This window comes from Janthinobacterium sp. CG_23.3 (assembly GCF_046115965.1).
GTDB lineage: Bacteria > Pseudomonadota > Gammaproteobacteria > Burkholderiales > Burkholderiaceae_D > Janthinobacterium.
The window spans coordinates 1-17,809 of the sequence record NZ_JBJXIB010000020.1; the positions used below are offsets into that span (position 1 = coordinate 1).

Genomic DNA, 17,809 nt, shown 5'->3' on the forward strand with positions numbered 1-17,809 from the left:
CTATCCAAAACACGCAAAGCCAGGCCGAAGCCGCACAAGCACATGGCCCAAAAACCATGTTAAAAGGTTGGAAAATCCTTAACTTGGGTGGATTGCAGGCAGCCCCCGCGCCACCATGCCGTCGCTGGTGCGGCGCGCCATCGCAACGAACTGGCTGGCCAGACGCGGTCTTTCGGCGACTTCTACGTCGCCCTCTGATGACGGCGTCCTAAATGCAGACAACTAACTAAGCCAAGCCGGCAAACACATGCTCGATATAAATGTATAAAATATTTAGCTTTCGCTTGGAAAATATTTTTATGTTTTCCCTGAAATGTTTATATGAATTTAACTGGCAGACAGGACCATTTGGATCAAGATCAACCGTTAAACGAGCGCGCATTTCAGGGAACCGGCTCTTAAATTTCTTCAGTCGCCCGCCTTGTGTTTGACTTGCTTCACAAAGGGCTTCGAGTAAAACTTGTTTACTATCCGGAATTTTTTCCAATTGACGCATTCCTGGAACACACTCCAAATTTTCTTTATATCCAACATTTCCTGCAACACGTTTAATTGCCTGTGAATCCGCTAACAGCCAGGTTTCCAACATTTTTAACGGCACTATTGGAATAATTCGTTCCGCATTGACAATATTTAATGCTGAGTACGAAATTTCCTGTTCTCTGACGAGTATTCCCATAGCATCGGCATCTCGGTGCACAAATATTACATCGGAGTGAGGGAAATATTTCTCTAAAACAATGAGCTTATCTCTAACGGAACGACCAACTGCGGACCTAAACAAGCTTAAATCAGGCGCTTCTCCTCTAACCTCAGAAAATCCTTCTTCTATTAAAAGACTTTCGATGTGAGTTACTAAACGCAGGTCCTAAGAGCCTTCGCCTATAATAAGAAAATTTATTTTCATGTTATACAGATCTTTGTTCAATCATCTAAATCAAGCAATATTTGACTACCCTGTGGCAGAGCAAGATAAGCAATAACAGAACCCTTATCTATACACTCAGTACCGGCTCTAGATCGCCAGCTATCTCTTAAACTTTTGCAACGAATGGTTGAGGCTGGCTTTCCATCCAATCCGCGAACCTTAACAATATCGGCATAAATCAGATCGTCTTGCGTTTCCAAGTTTACCAATACAGGAGAATGAGTTGCAATAAGAATTTGCCGCATCGGATTGTCTTCGCCTGCTGATAAAGTTGTATCAACAGCCAATTCTTTGAGCAAAGATAGCATGGCCCCCATTTTAGCTGGATGAATACCATTTTCAGGCTCTTCAAAGCACAAGAGACCTCTGAAATCTGGATCCTCAGCCATAATGCACAAAGCAAGAAAGCGTAACGTCCCATCTGAAAGTGCGCGGGCTGGTAAAAAAGCACCGGAACGTTCTTTGACTTCTACAGTTAACAACTGCCGAACTTGATCAACATCAACTCGAACATCGGAAGTCGGCACAATTTCTGATAGTCGACTCGCCACCCGTGAGTAGACATTTTCGTCGCGGCGATATAACTTGTGAAGAGCTGCGGCTAATCTACCTCCATCTGAGCCGACGCTACCATCTTCATGCATTCGATTTGATCGGCGCATGGCGCTAGGTTCAAGAGAAAGAAAACGCCACGACTGCATCTCCCGTCGTGCAGCTAAAATGGTTGGCCAAACAGCGCTATTTGTATTGGCGATTACAGTCTTAGGGATATTGCGAGCAGGGATTTTTTGAGGTTGGCCGCTGCTACCGCCATCTTGATGCATGTGAATTTCTATAACACCATCATCTAGCACTTGTGTAGAAATAAAACCTGCACCCTTTCGTTTATTTACCACCGCTTGATCGCGAAACAATGCCGCACTAAGTGGGAAATGCAAATAATTTACCGCATCACCTTTTTTTATATGAGTAAGGGTCTGGCGGACAAGATAAAGTCCCATAGAACCAGAGGCCTCTTCCTCCGGATCACGCTTGAGTTCCACTTCATAACGCAGAAAGGTAGAGGTAGCCTGCGATTTTCGACCAAAATCATCAATAATATCTAATGGCACGATCATCTCAACCGCGAGTTTCATGTGTTCTGCCCTATAACTGCCATTGGCCCAAAAAATATCCAACGGCTCAGAAGATACGGAATCGCGCACGGCTAAAGCGGCCTCTACAATAGATTTATCACTAAGCAGCGACAAAAATTTTATAGCATCAAAAATATTTGACTTCCCCACTCCATTCAGACCTGCAATGCAGTTAAAGGCACCAAATGAAACTGAGAAATTAAGGAGATTCTTAAAGCCATGGGCTTCTAATTTGGTTAGCATGTTTACCTTCTATAGAGCCAATTCGTAAGATTATAGTGTAGTTTCCCAAGTAAAATGTCTTATTCTTTCAAGCGACGCCACTATTTTTCATCTGTAAGTTCTATCATAAATACTTTGATGCACGTCAAAGTATTTATTGTCATCCATGAGAGCTGACCTTGAAGGGATGTAATGATGGTGACACAATCTACTGAGATCAGTTCGACGTTCCACTACAATCTATCGTCACCCTCCCCTCAAATTAACCCAAGTCAAGGATTTTAAAAACAAGCCGCGCTTCCGTTGACGACACTACATCTAGTGGCTATTCTCCACCTCAACACCACATCTTGTGTTCATACGGAGCCACAATGTCAGCCACAGCAGCAATTTCCACCCTCAGCAGCATCATCAAGCGCGACGGCAGCTTGCAGCCTTTCGACGCCGGCAAAATCGAGTCGGCGCTGCTGCGCGCCGGCCTGGCCAGCGGCGAGTACGACATCCACGAAGCGGTTTGCCTGGGCGCCAGCGTGCTGCTGCAGCAGGTCGCCGGCCACGGCCGCGACACCGCGCAGATCGAGCAGATCCAGGACGCGGTCGAGGCCGTGCTGTACGACGCCGGCTACCGCCAGACGCTGCGCGCCTTCATCCTCTACCGCGAGCAGCACCACGCGCTGCGGCGCGAGCGCCAGAGCCAGATCGACGTCGAATCGTCGATGAACGAATACCTGAACCAGCTCGACTGGCGCGTCAACGCCAACGCCAACCAGGGTTATTCGCTGGGCGGCCTGATCCTCAACGTCTCGGGCAAGGTCATCGCCAATTACTGGCTGAACCACGTCTATCCGCCGGAAGTCGGCGCCGCCCACCGCAACGCCGACCTGCACATCCACGACCTCGACATGCTGTCGGGCTATTGCGCCGGCTGGTCGCTGCGCACCTTGCTGCACGAGGGTTTGAACGGCGTGCCCGGTAAGATCGAATCGAGCCCGCCGAAGCACATGTCGAGCGCCATCGGGCAGATCGTCAATTTCCTCGGCACGCTGCAAAACGAGTGGGCCGGCGCGCAGGCCTTCAGTTCCTTCGACACCTACATGGCGCCTTATATCCGCAAGGACAATCTGTGCTACGCCGACGTCAAGCAGTACATCCAGGAACTGATCTACAACCTCAACGTGCCGTCGCGCTGGGGCACGCAGACGCCGTTCACCAACCTGACCTTCGACTGGGTCTGCCCGGAGGATTTGCGCGAGCAGGTGCCGCTGATCGGCGGCGTCGAGATGCCGTTCACCTACGGCGACCTGCGCCCCGAGATGGACATGATCAACCGCGCCTATATCGAGATCATGATGGCCGGCGACGCCAAGGGCCGCGTGTTCACCTTCCCCATTCCGACCTACAACATCACCGAGGATTTCGACTGGCACAGCGCCAACGCCGACCTGCTGTTCGAGATGACGGCGCGCTACGGCCTGCCCTACTTCCAAAACTTCATCAACTCGGAGTTGAAGCCGAACATGATCCGCTCGATGTGCTGCCGCCTGCAACTGGACCTGCGCGAATTGCTCAAGCGCGGCAACGGCCTGTTCGGCTCGGCCGAGCAAACCGGCTCGCTCGGCGTGGTGACGATCAACTGCGCCCGCCTGGGCCACCTGTGCCAGGGCGACGAGGCGGCGCTGCTGGCACGCCTGGACGTGCTGCTGGACCTAGGCAAGACCAGCCTGGAGATCAAGCGCAAGGTGATCCAGCGCCACATGGACGACGGCCTGTTCCCCTACACCAAGCGCTACCTCGGCACGCTGCGCAACCATTTTTCGACCTTGGGCGTGAACGGCGTCAACGAGATGGTGCGCAACTTCACCGACGACGCGCACGACATCACCAGCGAGTTCGGCCACGCGCTGGCGATCCGCCTGCTCGACCATGTGCGCGCGCGCATGCTGGCGTTCCAGGATGAAACCGGCCACATGTACAACCTGGAGGCGACGCCGGCCGAGGGCACCACCTACCGTTTCGCCAAGGAGGACCGCAAGCGCTACCCGGGCATCCTGCAGGCGGGGACCAAAGACATGCCGTACTACACCAACTCGTCGCAGTTGCCGGTCGGCTTCACCGACGACCCGTTCGAGGCGCTGGAGCGCCAAGACGATTTGCAGCGCAAGTACACCGGCGGCACCGTGCTGCATTTATACATGACGGAGCCGCTGTCGAGCGCCGACGCCTGCCGCACGCTGGTCAAGCGCGCGCTGAGCCGCTTCCGCCTGCCCTACATCACGGTGACGCCGACGTTTTCGATTTGCCCGCGCCACGGCTACCTGGGCGGCAAGCACGAGTTTTGTCCGAAATGCGATGAGAAAATCATCGCCCGCAAGCGGCGCGAAGGCGCGTCGCCAACCTTAACCACCAAGAAGGAAACAGCATGAACAACCCGAGCCATCCCGTTTTTATCGCGCCGCAAAGCACCACCCTGGCCGATTCCGAGCGCCAGCCGTGCGAAATCTGGACCCGCGTCATGGGGTATCACCGGCCGCTGTCGTCGTTCAACATCGGCAAGAAGGGCGAGTTCCACGAGCGCACCTACTTCGATGAGCAATGTTCGGGCATGATCAGCTAGCATGGGCGCGCGCTTGCTGAAGGTGGGCGGCGTGACCGCGTTCACCGCAACGGACTATCCCGGCCAGTTGGCCGCGGTGGTCTTCGTGCAGGGGTGCCCGTGGCGCTGCGCTTATTGCCACAACCCGCATTTGCAGGCGCGCCCGCCGCGGGGCGCGCTGCATTGGCCGGCGCTGCTGGCCAAGCTGGCGCGCCGCGTCGGCCTGGTCGACGCCGTGGTGTTCAGCGGCGGCGAGCCGACCATGGACCCGGCGCTGCCCGACGCTATCGCCGAGGTGAAGGCGCTGGGGTTCAAGATTGGCTTGCACACGGCCTGCGTTTACCCAAAACGGTTGGCGGCGGTGCTGCCGCTGGTCGATTGGGTGGGCTTTGATATCAAGGCGCCGTTTGACCGCTATGCCCGCATTACCGGCGTGGCCGACAGCGGCGCGCAGGCGCGCGCCTGCGCCGAGGCAATCATCGCCAGTGGCGTCGAGTACGAGTGCCGCACGACGATTCATCCAAGCTTGCTGGCCGAGGCGGAGGTGCTGGAGCTGGCCGATACCCTGGCCGGCATGGGCGTCGACAATTACGCCTTGCAGATTTTCCGGCCGCAGGGCTGCGGCGACGGCGCCTTGAACGCGGTGGCGACGGCGGGCTATCCGAGCCAGGCCGCGCTGGCGCGCATCGGCGCGCGGTTCGCCCGCTTTACGCTGCGCCGCAACGGCTAGTCGCGTATTTCCGCAGGTCGGATCGGCGCAACGCCTCATCCGGCGCCGGGCCGCCGCCGGCGCCAGTCGGGTTACGCGTTGCGCTACCCCGGCCTACCAATGCCCATTCACCCGGAAATGCCGCTGACGCGCTTTGCCGCGTCCTGGAAGTCGAGGCTGTCCATGGCGCGGTCGAGGGCGGCGGCGTCCGCCGCGTCCAGGCGGACGTGCAGCGCCAGCCGCAGTCCCGCGTACAGCTCGCACGCGGCCAGGTCGCGCTCGGCCAACAGGCGCCGGAAGCGTTGCAGTTGCGCCTCGTCCGCCGTCACGGCGGCATACGCCTGCCCTTCAACCCCTTGTTCGTTCAACCACGCGCGCGCCGCGCTCAGCGTCGCGGCGAATTCCTGCTCGACGCTGAACAGCAGCGCGGCCAGCGCGGCCGGTTCGGCATGGCCATCGCTTAACGCCTCCTCCAGCGCCAGGGCCACGTGCACGAAGCGTTGCGCGCCCAGCGTGCCGATCACGCCGCGCATGGTGTGCAGCAGGCGAACGGCGTCCTCGCTCCGCCCGGCGTTCCACGCCTGGCGCACTTGCGCCAGCCGGTCGGCGCCGTTGTCGGTAACCCGGCGCACCAAATCGGCGGTGTCGCGCAGGTGGGTGGGCTTTCCCTCCGATACCGACAGCAGCGTCGCAACGTTGAACACGCCGCTGCGTTCCACGCCGGCGCGCATCGGCGCCGGCGGCGCCTCGGGCGAACTGTCCGGCAAATGCCGCAGTATCGTGTCGAGCAATTGTTCGACGTCGATCGGCTTGCCGATAAAATCGTTCATGCCCGCCGCGATGCACTGCTCGCGCTCGTATTCCAGGACGCCGGCCGTCATCGCCAGTATCGGCACGCTCAGCCGCAGTTCCTGGCGGATCAGCCGGGTCGCGCTGAAGCCGTCCATGACCGGCATCTGCACGTCCATCAGCACCAGGTCGTAGGCCGCCCCGTTGGCGCGCAACAGCTCCAGCGCGATCTGGCCGTTGTCGGCGACGTCGACGGTGGCGCCGGCGTGCTCCAAAATGCCTTTCGCCACCATTTGGTTGATCGGATTGTCCTCCACCAGCAGCAGGCGCGCGGCCATGCGCCTGTCCATCAGCGGCGTCGGCCTGCGCTCGGTCGCCGTGCCGCCGCGCTGCGTTAGCGCTTCGTGCACGGTGTCGAACAGGCTCGAGGCCGTGACGGGCTTGGTCAGCAGCACGAACGGGTCGTCCGTCGCCTGCTCCTGCAGCAGTTTGCCGCGGCCGAAGGCGCTCGCCATGATCACCACCGGCATCGCCGACGACGGCAGCAGGGTGCGGATCGCCTGCATCGTGGCCGCGCCGTCCATGCCCGGCATGCGCCAGTCGACCAGCACGACGTCGTAGCCGGCGCCGTCCGCTTGCAGCCGGCGGATGCTGTCGAGCGCCTCCGGCCCCGAGGCCACGCTGTCGACGTCCCAGTTCCACGCCCGGATGGTCATGCCCAGATAGGCGCGGCTGGTCGGGTTGTCGTCCACCACCAGCACGCGCAGGCGCCCCAGGTCGGACGACGGCGCGCGCGCGACCCCGCCGGCGGCCAGCGCAAACGGCAGCGTGACGCAAAATTCGCTGCCCTCGCCCGGCGCGCTGCGCAAGGCGACGGTGCCCTGCAACAAGTCGATCAAGCCCTTCGAGATCGTCAGGCCCAGCCCGGTGCCGCCATAGCGGCGCGTGGTCGACGAGTCCGCCTGCGTGAAGGGCGAGAACAGGCGTTCCTGTTGCTCGGCGCTGATGCCGATGCCGGTGTCGCGCACGATGAAGCGCAGCGTGGCGCCGCCGTCGCCCTGCCCGGCCAGTTCCACCAGCACCGACACTTCGCCCTCGTGGGTGAATTTGACGGCGTTGCCGGTCAGGTTGACCAGCACTTGTTGCAGGCGCATGGCGTCGCCCACCAGGGCGTCGGGCACGTCCGGCTGCACGCCGATGGCCAGTTCCAGGTCCCTGTCGCCGGCGCTCACGCTCATGATCGCCGCCACCTCGTGCAGCACCTCGCTCAACTGGAACGGCGCCGGCGACAGTTCCACCTTGCCCGCTTCGATTTTAGAGAAGTCGAGGATGTCGTTGAGTATCACCAGCAGCGAATTGCCGGAGCTGCGGATCATGTCGAGGTAGCGCCGCTGTTCCATCGACAGCCGCGTCGTCCCCATCAGGTGCGCCATGCCCAGCACCGCGTTCATCGGCGTGCGCAGCTCGTGGCTCATGTGCGCCACGAAAGCGCTCTTGGCGCTGTTGGCCAGTTGCGCCTGTTCCATGGCGACCCGCACGTCCTGTTCGGCGCGCTTTTTCTCGGTAACGTCGCGCACGATGCCGACGAACAGGCCGCGCCCCTGGATTTCAATGGCGTTGACGGCCAGCTCCAGCAGGAAGGTGCTGCCGTCCTTGTGCAAGCCCGGCAACTCGACGCGCTCGCGCCCGACCACCCGCGGCGCGCCGCCGGCCAGGTAGCGCGCCATGCCGTCCCGGTGCATGGGGCGCATCGCCGGCGGCATCAGGCGCTGGATGTTGGCGCCGATGATTTCCTGCGCCGCGTAGCCGAAAATGCGCGACGCGGCGCGGTTGAACGACTCGATGTCGCCATGTTCGTCAAGCGTGATGATGCCTTCGCCGACGTTTTCAACGACCGTGCGTATGCGCAATTCGTTGTCGGTTGCCTCGCGTTCGGAGTCGAGCAGCTTGCGGTTGCTGTCCTCGGCGGTGTCGCGCGCCGCCTGCATTTGCTCGTTGGCCTCCTTCAGTTGCAAGGTGCGCTCGGCGATCTGGCTTTCCAGGTGGTTGCGGTGGCGCAGCAATTCCGCCTCGACGTTGAGCAAGGTCGCCGCCGCCTGGTCCGCCTCCAGGAACACCGAGTTTTCAATGCTCAGCGGGCGGCCGGACCCCAGCGCCGCGGCCGAGGTCGACAGCGCGCGCACCGAGCGGCTGATTTTTCCGCCGAGGAACCAGGCCATGCCGAAGCCGGCCGCGAACAGCAACAGCACCGTCCAGCCGATCCATTCCAGCGACGCCAGCATGCCCGTCAGCACGGCGCTGCGCGGCACGCCGACGACGACGGTCCAGCCCGATGTCGGCGAGCGGCTGAACATCGAGTACACCGGAATGCCTTCCAGCGTGGTCGCTTCGATGGTGTCCTCGCCGGCGTGGCGCAAGCGCTCCAGCAGCGCGGGCGCGGCTTTTTTGCCGACGAACTTCTGCGGGTCGTGCGTGCGCGCCACGATCACCCCGCGGCTGTCGAGAATGGCGACGACGCGGTTGGCGGCAAGGCGCTGCTCGGAGATCGCCTGTCCCAGGCGTTCCGGCACCAGAGCGATCGACAGGCAATACACCACCGCGCCGTTGCGCACCACCGGCACGTGCACGGCGACCAGGGGCCGGCGCAGGGCGGCGCCGATGAACAGGTCGGAAATGACCGGTTTGCCGGTCTGGAACACGCGGCGGATGCGTTCGAGGCTGCCGGGATCGGGCATGGTCTCGCCGAACGGGCGCACGGTGTTGAGCAGTTGCAGTGCATCGCGGTCGCTGAGCACCACGTTGAAACCGGGGAATTGCGGGCGCAAGGCGCTTCGGGCTTGCGCGTAAAAGGCGCCCAGGTCGTTGGCGTCGAGGCTGGGCGAACCGGCGAGCGCGAACGCCACGCTGATGCCGGCGTTCAAGTCGCGGTCGACCGCTTGCACCAGCGCGCGGGCGGTGATCAGCGAGCCGGCCTGTATTTGCGCCCGTTCCCGCCCATAAAAATGATGGGTGAGCAGCGCGAATCCCACCGCCGCCGGCAACGCGCACACCAGTACCACGACCGCCAGTTTTTTGCGTATCGTCGGAAGCCGGTGCTGAAAACGAACTCGCAAAATAGTTCCTAAAATGGTCAACTGTCTTAATAGCCCGTAGTGTATCTGTTTCTGCGGCAAGATGGCTGACAGTTCAACCGTCCCCGCAAGCGCCGCCTTGCGCCGCCCCGCCGCGCCCGCTACTCCTTTCTGCCTAAGCACCTAGCCACCCTGCGTGGGCCGGCAAGCCGGTAGGCGAATGGTGCGTTTCCAACAAACAACATAATCTGATAACACGACGGTCGGTTTGGCAAAACGCCATCCGAGCAACCCGCGCGGGGCGGCCACCAGAACTGCGCCGGCGGCGTTCGCAGCGGTTTTTTTCACCACCAGGGGCATTTATGACACTGTTACCCAAATCCATCGCCGCGCTGTTTGCGGCTTGCACCATGCTGCTCGGCGCCAGCGCCGGCGCCGCCGCCGTGTCCGCCAAGGCCGGGACCGGCGGCGACTTCGGCCCGCCGCAGGGCATGCCGATCCAGGCGATACTCACCAGCCCGCCAATGGTACCGCCGCCGATCACGCGCAAGTATCCGGCCAAGGTCGTGGTCGAACTCGAAGTCATCGAGAAGGAGATGCCGATTTCCGAAGGCGTCGGCTATACCTTCTGGACCTTCGGCGGCACGGTGCCGGGCAGCTTCATCCGCGTGCGCCAGGGCGACACGGTCGAGTTCCACCTGAAGAACCACCCCAGCAGCAAGATGCCGCACAATATCGACCTGCACGGCGTTACCGGCCCGGGCGGCGGCGCGGCGTCCAGTTTCACCGCGCCGGGCCACCAGTCGCAGTTCACCTTCAAGGCGCTCAACGAGGGCATCTACGTCTACCACTGCGCCACCGCGCCGGTCGGCATGCACATCGCCAACGGCATGTACGGCCTGATCCTGGTCGAGCCGCCGGGGGGCCTGGCGAAGGTCGACCACGAATACTATGTGATGCAGGGCGATTTCTACACCGAGGGCAGATACCGCGAAAAAGGCCTGCAGGGCTTCGACATGGCCAAAGCCATCGACGAACGGCCTAGTTACGTGCTGTTCAACGGCGCCGAGGGCGCGCTCACCGGCGACAAGGCACTAAAGGCCAAAGTCAACGAATCGGTGCGCCTGTTCGTCGGCAACGGCGGCCCGAACCTGGTGTCGAGCTTCCACGTCATCGGCGCCATCTTCGACAAGGTGCGCTACGAGGGCGGCAGCAACTTCCAGAAAAACGTCCAGACCACGCTGATTCCGGCCGGCGGCGCGGCCGTCGTCGAGTACCGCACCCGCGTGCCGGGCAGTTATGTGATCGTCGACCATTCGATTTTCCGCGCCTTTAACAAGGGCGCGCTGGCCATCATGAAAGTGGAAGGCAAGGAGGACAAGGCCATCTATTCCGGCAAGGAAGTCGATTCGGTGTACCTGGGCGACCGCGCCGCGCCGGACATGAAGTCGATCGCCACCGCCACCGCCAACGCCGCCAGCGGCAAGCTGACCCTGCAAGACCAGATGGCCGCGGGCAAGTCGCTGTTCAACGGCACCTGCTCGGTGTGCCACCAGTCGAACGGCGCCGGCATGGCGGGCGTGTTCCCGCCGCTGGCCAAGTCCGACTATTTGAACGCCGATCCGAAGCGCGCCGCCAGCCTGGTGCTGCACGGCCTGTCCGGCAAGGTCAGCGTCAACGGCAAGGAGTACGACTCGGTCATGCCGCCGATGAACCAGCTGAACGACGACGCCGTGGCCAATATCATCACCTACGTGCTGAACAGCTGGGACAACAAGGGCGGCAAGGTCTCGACCGAGGAAGTGAAGGCGATCCGCGCCAAGGGCGGCCCGAAATCGACCGCTGAACACTGAGCCGGGAGCATGCCGTGACCCTCTACGCGATATGCGCGGCGGCGCTCGCCGCCACCCTGCTGGCGCCGGCCGCGCCGGCGTCGGCGGCGACCGGCGGCGACTATGTGCCGGTGGCCGCCGGCCGCTTCGCCAGCGTGCTGTCCGGCGGCGGCAACGCCAACGCCCCGGTCGACGTGGCGGCGTTCGCGCTGCGCGCCGCGCCGGTCAGCACCGGCGAATTCATCGCCTTCACCGCGCGACACCCCGAATGGCAGCGCGGCCGGGCGCCGGCGATCTTCGCCGACGCCAGTTACCTGCATGCCCTGGACACCGCGCCCGCCGCGGCGCGGCAAGCCGTCACCAGCGTCAGCTGGTTCGCCGCGCAGGCGTTTTGCGCCAGCGAGGGCGCGCGCCTGCCAAGCTGGTACGAGTGGGAATATGTCGCCGCCGCCGACGCCAACAACGCCGACGCGCGCGGCAACCCGGCCTGGCGCGCGGCGATTTTGGCGTGGTATGCGCAGTCGTCCAGCGTGGCGCGGCCGGGCGTGGGCGGCGCCGCCAATTTTTACGGCGTGCGCGACATGCACGGCCTGATCTGGGAATGGGTCGACGACTTCAACGCCCTGCTGGTCGCCGCCGACAGCCGCAACCAGGGCGACCCGGAGCAGTTGCAATTTTGCGGCGCCGGCGCCATCAGCCTGCAGGACCGCGACAACTACGCGATTTTGATGCGCATCGCGCTGCTATCGGCGCTCAACGGCGCCGACACCACCAACAACCTGAGCTTTCGTTGCGCCCGCAACCTTATCAAGGAACTACCATGAACGCTACGATGACGACGCGCCGACGGCCCACCCTGCCGCTACTGCCGCTGCTGATGCTGGCCGCGCTGGGATGCTCGGCGCCGGCCACGGCGCAGGCCGACGCCGCCGCCGCGCATGCCGACCATGCGGCGCATATGGCGCATATGGCGCATATGGCGCAGGCCGACGCGGCCGAGTCCGCCGCCGACGCCAAGCCGGCGGCCGTGCCGGGCGCCTCGCTTTACCATTTGAAGGGAGCGCTGGTCGACCAGGACGGCCGCTCGTTCAAGCTGGAACAGCGGCGCGGCCAACCCATGTTGGTGAGCATGTTCTACAACTCGTGCAAATTCGTCTGTCCGATGTTGATCGACACGCTGCGCGCCACCGAGCAGACGCTGACGGCCGAGGAACGGGCCAAGGTGTCGGTGCTGCTCATTACGTTTGATCCGGCGCGCGACGACGTCAAGGCGCTGAAGGCGGTGGCGCGGCAGCGCGGCCTGGCGCCGGGACATTGGACGCTGGCGCGCACCGACGCCGGCAACGTGCGGCAGATCGCCGCCGCGCTCGACATTCAGTACCGCCAGTTGGCCGACGGCGAATACAACCACACCACGGTGCTGCTGTTGCTGGACGGCGAGGGGCGCATTGTCGGGCGCACCAAAAAGCTGGGCGCGGTCGATCCCGCGTTCCAGAAGCTGCTGCGGCAAACCATCCGGGCCGCGGGCAACGCCAAAGCCGGCTAACCCGCGCCTAGCGGTAAGTGACGGCGTCGGCCTCCCCCAGCCACTCCAAATGCGAGAAGTTGTTCAGGTAGCTCAGGCCGACCTTGCCCGGTTGGTACTGCAGCTTGGTCACCGAGCAGTTGGCCAGCGAACTGGTCAGCTCGAACAGGCCGTCGTCCGGCAGGCCCAGCAGGTGATGGCACAGGGTCGCGATGGTGCCGCCCGAGGTGAACACGACAATGGTCTGCGACGGCGCGGCGCTTTCCGCCAGCCGCGTCAGCGCGCCAACGCAGCGGGCGCGGAACGCCGGCCACGATTCGCTGTAGTCGGCGTCGTGGGCGCCGCCCATCCAGCGCGCCATCGCCGCCTCGAAAATGCCGCGAAAGACGCGCTCGCCGTCGCCCTGCCGCGCCAGGAAGGGCTGGTAGCCGGCCGGATCGGCGAAGTCCGGGTGGTGCCGCACCAGCACCTGCTGGTGGTCGAACTCGTCGAACCCGGCGTCAGTCTGCCAGTCGGTCTCGGTCAGCAGCGCCTTCGGCAACTGCGCCAGGCAGGCGTCGGCGGTCTGCCGGTGCCGCTTCATGGCGCCGGTAACGACGCGGTGGAACACCTGGCGCGAGTTGGCGAACCACTGCCCCAGCAGGCGCGCCTGTTCGACGCCCAACGTCGAGAGCTGGTCATAATCGGCGCTGCCAAAGGAGGCTTGGCCGTGCCGTACCAGGTAAATTTGTCCCATGGCGGGTATGCTTTCGTCTAGGTACTGGAGAGGAGGCGCCGCGCGGCGCCCATTTGTACAAAGCTTAGCGCACACGGGTACAATTCATCAAATGAATAGTATTTATCCACTAATATCAATCCCGTGCATATATCCAGAGTCGACCTGAACCTCTTCATTGTCTTCGAGGCGATTTACGACGAGGGTAGCATTACCCGCGCCAGCCAGAAGATGAACCTGACACAGCCGGCCATCAGCCACGCGCTGGGGCGCCTGCGCGAGCTGTTCGGCGATCCGCTGTTCGTGCGGCGCGACAAGACGATGGTGCCAACGCCGCTGGCGCGCAGCATCATCGAGCCGGTGCGGCAGTCGCTGCGCGGCTTCGAGCTGACCTTGACCGGCCTCGACCGCTTCGACCCGGCCAGCGCCAAGCGCCAGTTCACGCTGGCGCTGCGGCCGGTGCTGGAGCCGAGCCTGCTGCCGCCGCTGATGGCGCGCCTGGCCGCCAACGCGCCGCAGGTCGACCTGGCGGTGCTGCAAAGCGAACGGGGCGCGCTCGAAAGCGAACTGGCCGCCGGCACCCTCGACGCCGCCATCGACGTGCTGGTGCCGCTGTCGGGCGACATCCGGCACAGCCGCATCGGCACCGACAACACCGTGGTGCTGGCGCGCCAAGAGCACCCGCGGGTCGGCGCCGGGCTCGACCTGTACACGTATCTGCAACAGGAACATATATTAGTCAGTTCGCGCCGGCGCGGGCCGGGCTTCGAGGATTTCGAGCTCAGCCGCCTGGGGCTACAGCGCCGCGTGCGCCTGCGCTGCCGGCATTACTTCGCCGCCTGCCGCGTGGTCAGCCAGACCGACCTGGTGCTGGCGATGCCGGAGCGCTACGCGCGCGTCGTCAACCAGCAATTCGGCAACCAGATCCTGGCGTTCCCCTTGCCGATGCCGGCGATCGACAACCACCTGTACTGGCATGCCAACGTCGAGCACGATCCCGCCAATATTTGGCTCAGGGAGCAGGTGCTGGCGGCCATGCAAGGGCTGGGGCCGGCCTTGACATAAGCCACACCAAGGGCCTAGCCCCGGGGTCTAAGGAACTCAAGCGCCGGCCTCCTCGCGGTATTCGACGACGGCGATGCCGCCGGCGTGGTTCGCCGCCTCCTGCTTGCGCAGTTCGACCCGGCGTATCTTGCCCGAGATGGTCTTCGGCAGCTCGGTGAATTCAATGCAGCGGATGCGTTTGTATGGCGCCAGCTTGCCGCGCGCGAAGCGGAAGATGGCGGCGGCCGTCTCGGCGTTCGGCGCGTAGCCGGCGCGCAGGCTGACGTAGGCTTTCGGCACATACAGCCGCAACGCGTCCGGGCTCGGCACGACGGCCGCCTCCAGCACCGCCTCGTGCTCGATCAGCACGCTTTCCAGTTCGAACGGACTGATCCGATAGTCCGAGCTTTTAAAGACGTCGTCGTTGCGTCCGACATAAAAATAATAACCGTCGGCGTCGCGCGTGGCGGTGTCGCCGGTGTGGTAGTGGCCGGCGCGCATGGCCTCGCCGGTCTTGGCGGCGTCGCCCTCGTAGGCCAGCATCAGCCCGAGCGGGCGCTGGTCGAGGGCGATGGCGATTTCGCCGCCGACCCCGCCGCCCGCCTGCGCCAGCGGCGCGTCGTCGGCGTCGAGCAGCACGATGCGGTAGCCCGGCAGCGGCCGCCCCATCGAACCCGGCTTGAGCAACTGGCCCGGCGTATTGCCGATCTGCGCCGTCGTCTCGGACTGGCCGAAGCCGTCACGGATGCGGATGCCCCAGGCCCGCTCGACCTGGTCGATCACCTCCGGGTTGAGCGGTTCGCCGGCGCCAACCAGCTCGCGCAGCGGCACTTTGTACGCCGCCAAGTCTTCCTGGATCATCATGCGCCACACGGTCGGCGGCGCGCACAGCGAGGTGACGGCGCAGCGGCAGATGACTGCGAGCGCGCTCTTGGCGCTGAAGCGGGCGTAGTTGTAGACGAACACGGTGGCGCCGGCGTTGAACGGCGCGAAGAAGCAGCTCCACGCGTGCTTGGCCCAGCCGGGCGAGCTGATGTTCCAGTGCACGTCGCCGGGCTGCAGGCCGATCCAATACATCGTCGACAGGTGGCCGACCGGGTAGCTCTGGTGGCTGTGCAGCACCAGCTTGGGCGCCGACGTGGTGCCGGAGGTAAAGTAAATCAGTAGCGGATCGCTGGCCAGCGTCACGCCGTCGGGCGCGAAGTCGGCAGGGGCGGCGGCGCCGTCCTCCAGCGCCAGCCAGCCGTCGACGCGGCCGCCGACGGCGATACGGGTGTAGTCGCCGGCCACGCTGGCGAACTTGCCGGTCTCCGAGGCCAGCGCGACGACGTGGCGCGCCGAGCCGCGGGCGATGCGGTCGGCCAGGTCCTCCGGCGTCACCAGGGTCGTGGTCGGCACCATCACGGCGCCCAGCTTGATACAGGCCAGCATGACGTCCCACAGCTCGACCCGGTTCGGTAGCATCAGCAGCAGGTGGTCGCCACGCGCCACGCCGAGCGCGCGCAGGTGGTTGGCCATGCGGTTCGAGCGCGCCGACAGCTCGGCGTAGCTGATTTTCTGCTCGGCGCCGCCCTCGTCGACGACCCACAGCGCGGCCACCGCGTTGTCTTTGGCGTGGACGTCGAAGTAGTCGAGCGCCCAGTTGAAGCGATCCAGCACCGGCGCGCAGTAGTCGCGGTAGGCGGTGTCGTAGTCTTCCCGGTGACGCTGCAAGAAGTCGCGGGCTTGGATGAACGCTGCACTCATAAAGTTTACCTTGTCTCGGAGGGGGAAAGCCCGGTCGCTGCGCCGCGGCGGCTTTCACGGGCGCCGAATGGATTATAACGTTGAGGGAAATGCAAGCAAAACCCTTTCAGCATAAACACATCCGGCACCGCGAGCGTCGCCCGGCTCAGCCTTCGGTGCTGACGCGACGAGGACGGGCCGCGCCGGCTACCTCGCCGCCGTGCCGCCAAGCAGCGCAAGCCCACGCTAGCGCAAAGAGTGATATTATTGCAATGTTTGGCGGCGCTAGACGCGCCGGACAGATGACGACTTTTTGAATCCAGAGTGCCACATTCCCATGCATAGCTACAGCCCGGATTACCCAGCGCACGGCGGCCGCCCTCAAGTTGTTTTGCTGGGCGCCGCCCTGTCGCTGATGCTGCACGCCGGCCTGCTCCACTACTTCGGTGCGCCGGCCGCGCGCGTGCCGGTACCGGACAACGGTCCGGGCACGCCCTACTCGATCATTTGGATGGCGCCGCCGAAAGCGGTCGAGCCTTTGCCGGCGCGCCCGCCCATGCCTGCGCAGATGGCCAGCGCGGCGCCGAAGCGGGAGGCGGCAAAACGTGCCGCCGGCCGGTCGGCGCGGCCGGACCATGCGGCCGCGGCGCTGTTGCCGGAGCCGATTTCGGCGCCGGTGGCGCCAGGGCCGCAGCAGGCCACGGCCAGCTCCGATGTCGGCGCGCAACCCAAGTTCGACGTGAACGCCGCCTTGAAATCGGCCCGCAAACTTGCGACCGAGCGCGCCCATCCGGGCGATCCGCCTGTCGCGCAACTACAGGACAAGCCGATTAACGAGCCGCAAAGCGAGAGCCGGCTGGCGCGCAACATCCAACGCGCCAGCCGCGCCGATTGCAAAGACGTGGCCAGCGGCAGCGGCTTGCTGGCGCTGCTGGTGGTCCCCTATGTCGTTCTTACCGACAAGAAGGATTCCGGCTGCAAGTGGTAGTTGCGATGCGCTACCCGCCGTCATTCTTCATGATGCCGCGCACGTTGGTCGCGGCCAAGCAACAATTCAAGATGATCAGCGCCCACGCGCCATCGTTCCAGCCCCACATCACCCACAAAACGTTGCTGAACAAAAAAACCCAGAAGCCGAGCAGCCTCCGCCTGGCGCTGCGCGAACCCACCAGCCACGCCGCCAGCAGCGACGCCCCCATTCCCGGCCATTGCAATAGTTCGATCAAGTCCCTCATGCGCGTTCCCCCCTGTTGCGAGGAGTGCAGCAATGCCGGCGTTTTCGCAGCGCGCAGCTTGGCGATTCGGCCCTGCATCGCTTGACGCACATCTTTATCGGAATACAAGATGTAGCTGCGCACCGCGCGCGCCACCCGGTTCACGCTGCCCTCCATTTTGGTCGACGCGGCGATCCTGGCGTTATTTTGGTTGACGATCAGGTCGACCTCGGCTTTCGTATATATGCGTGGAAACACCGCCCCGCGCCGACGCCCGCTGTGCGCGCGATGGCGCGTCTTATTGCT

The 17,809-nt window shown here is 63.4% G+C and carries 14 protein-coding genes; 8 read left to right on the forward strand and 6 right to left on the reverse strand.

Going from position 1 to position 17,809, the window contains the following annotated elements; translation table 11 throughout:
* Positions 1-226: 226 nt before the first annotated feature.
* Both ACFDR9_RS07475 and ACFDR9_RS07480 read right to left on the reverse strand, forming a co-directional pair.
* Complete coding sequence (locus ACFDR9_RS07475) at positions 227-679, reverse strand: hypothetical protein (RefSeq protein WP_409030583.1); 453 nt, start codon at positions 677-679, stop codon at positions 227-229.
* 245 nt (positions 680-924) lie between these two features.
* Positions 925-2,307, reverse strand: a complete 1,383-nt coding sequence (locus ACFDR9_RS07480; protein ID WP_409030584.1) for an AAA family ATPase — start codon at positions 2,305-2,307, stop codon at positions 925-927.
* 350 nt (positions 2,308-2,657) lie between these two features.
* On the opposite strand from ACFDR9_RS07480, the gene ACFDR9_RS07485 reads away from it, so the two are divergent.
* The 3 genes from ACFDR9_RS07485 to ACFDR9_RS07495 are packed head-to-tail and all read left to right on the forward strand — an operon-like array spanning position 2,658 to position 5,609.
* Positions 2,658-4,709, forward strand: a complete 2,052-nt coding sequence (locus ACFDR9_RS07485) for a ribonucleoside triphosphate reductase (protein ID WP_409030585.1) — start codon at positions 2,658-2,660, stop codon at positions 4,707-4,709.
* Entirely contained in the window at positions 4,706-4,900 is a 195-nt protein-coding gene (gene nrdD / locus ACFDR9_RS07490; protein ID WP_409030586.1) for an anaerobic ribonucleoside-triphosphate reductase, read from the forward strand. The genes ACFDR9_RS07485 and nrdD overlap by 4 nt, the downstream gene beginning before the upstream one ends.
* 1 nt (position 4,901) lies before the next feature.
* On the forward strand, positions 4,902-5,609 hold the full coding sequence (locus ACFDR9_RS07495) for an anaerobic ribonucleoside-triphosphate reductase activating protein (protein ID WP_409030587.1): 708 nt from the start codon (positions 4,902-4,904) through the stop codon (positions 5,607-5,609).
* A 107-nt stretch (positions 5,610-5,716) separates the two neighbouring features.
* On the opposite strand, the gene ACFDR9_RS07500 is transcribed toward ACFDR9_RS07495, so the two are convergent.
* A complete protein-coding gene (locus ACFDR9_RS07500; protein ID WP_409030588.1) occupies positions 5,717-9,490 on the reverse strand; it encodes a response regulator in 3,774 nt (1,257 codons plus the stop codon).
* Between the two features lie 320 nt (positions 9,491-9,810).
* Between ACFDR9_RS07500 and nirK the strand changes: the two genes are divergently transcribed.
* Genes nirK through ACFDR9_RS07515 form a run of 3 tightly spaced genes read left to right on the forward strand, consistent with a single transcriptional unit; the run spans position 9,811 to position 12,826 of the window.
* Positions 9,811-11,301: a copper-containing nitrite reductase gene (nirK, locus tag ACFDR9_RS07505; protein WP_409030589.1), complete on the forward strand. Its 1,491-nt coding sequence runs from the start codon at positions 9,811-9,813 to the stop codon at positions 11,299-11,301.
* A gap of 14 nt (positions 11,302-11,315) precedes the next feature.
* On the forward strand, positions 11,316-12,104 hold the full coding sequence (locus ACFDR9_RS07510; RefSeq protein ID WP_409030590.1) for a formylglycine-generating enzyme family protein: 789 nt from the start codon (positions 11,316-11,318) through the stop codon (positions 12,102-12,104).
* Positions 12,101-12,826, forward strand: a complete 726-nt coding sequence (locus ACFDR9_RS07515) for an SCO family protein (RefSeq protein WP_409030591.1) — start codon at positions 12,101-12,103, stop codon at positions 12,824-12,826. The genes ACFDR9_RS07510 and ACFDR9_RS07515 overlap by 4 nt, the downstream gene beginning before the upstream one ends.
* 7 nt (positions 12,827-12,833) lie before the next feature.
* On the opposite strand, the gene ACFDR9_RS07520 is transcribed toward ACFDR9_RS07515, so the two are convergent.
* The gene (locus ACFDR9_RS07520) at positions 12,834-13,541 is read right to left on the reverse strand and encodes a histidine phosphatase family protein (protein WP_409030592.1); all 708 of its coding nucleotides are present in this window, start codon (positions 13,539-13,541) and stop codon (positions 12,834-12,836) included.
* Between the two features lie 123 nt (positions 13,542-13,664).
* Between ACFDR9_RS07520 and ACFDR9_RS07525 the strand changes: the two genes are divergently transcribed.
* Entirely contained in the window at positions 13,665-14,585 is a 921-nt protein-coding gene (locus ACFDR9_RS07525; RefSeq protein WP_409030593.1) for a LysR family transcriptional regulator, read from the forward strand.
* A 36-nt stretch (positions 14,586-14,621) separates the two neighbouring features.
* Here ACFDR9_RS07525 and ACFDR9_RS07530 read toward each other — a convergent pair whose 3' ends face one another.
* Positions 14,622-16,310: an AMP-binding protein gene (locus tag ACFDR9_RS07530; RefSeq protein WP_409030594.1), complete on the reverse strand. Its 1,689-nt coding sequence runs from the start codon at positions 16,308-16,310 to the stop codon at positions 14,622-14,624.
* A gap of 370 nt (positions 16,311-16,680) precedes the next feature.
* On the opposite strand from ACFDR9_RS07530, the gene ACFDR9_RS07535 reads away from it, so the two are divergent.
* Entirely contained in the window at positions 16,681-17,277 is a 597-nt protein-coding gene (locus tag ACFDR9_RS07535) for a hypothetical protein (RefSeq protein WP_409030595.1), read from the forward strand.
* Positions 17,278-17,287: 10 nt separating this feature from the next.
* Here ACFDR9_RS07535 and ACFDR9_RS07540 read toward each other — a convergent pair whose 3' ends face one another.
* Positions 17,288-17,761: a hypothetical protein gene (locus ACFDR9_RS07540; protein WP_409030596.1), complete on the reverse strand. Its 474-nt coding sequence runs from the start codon at positions 17,759-17,761 to the stop codon at positions 17,288-17,290.
* Between the last annotated feature and the right edge of the window lie 48 nt (positions 17,762-17,809).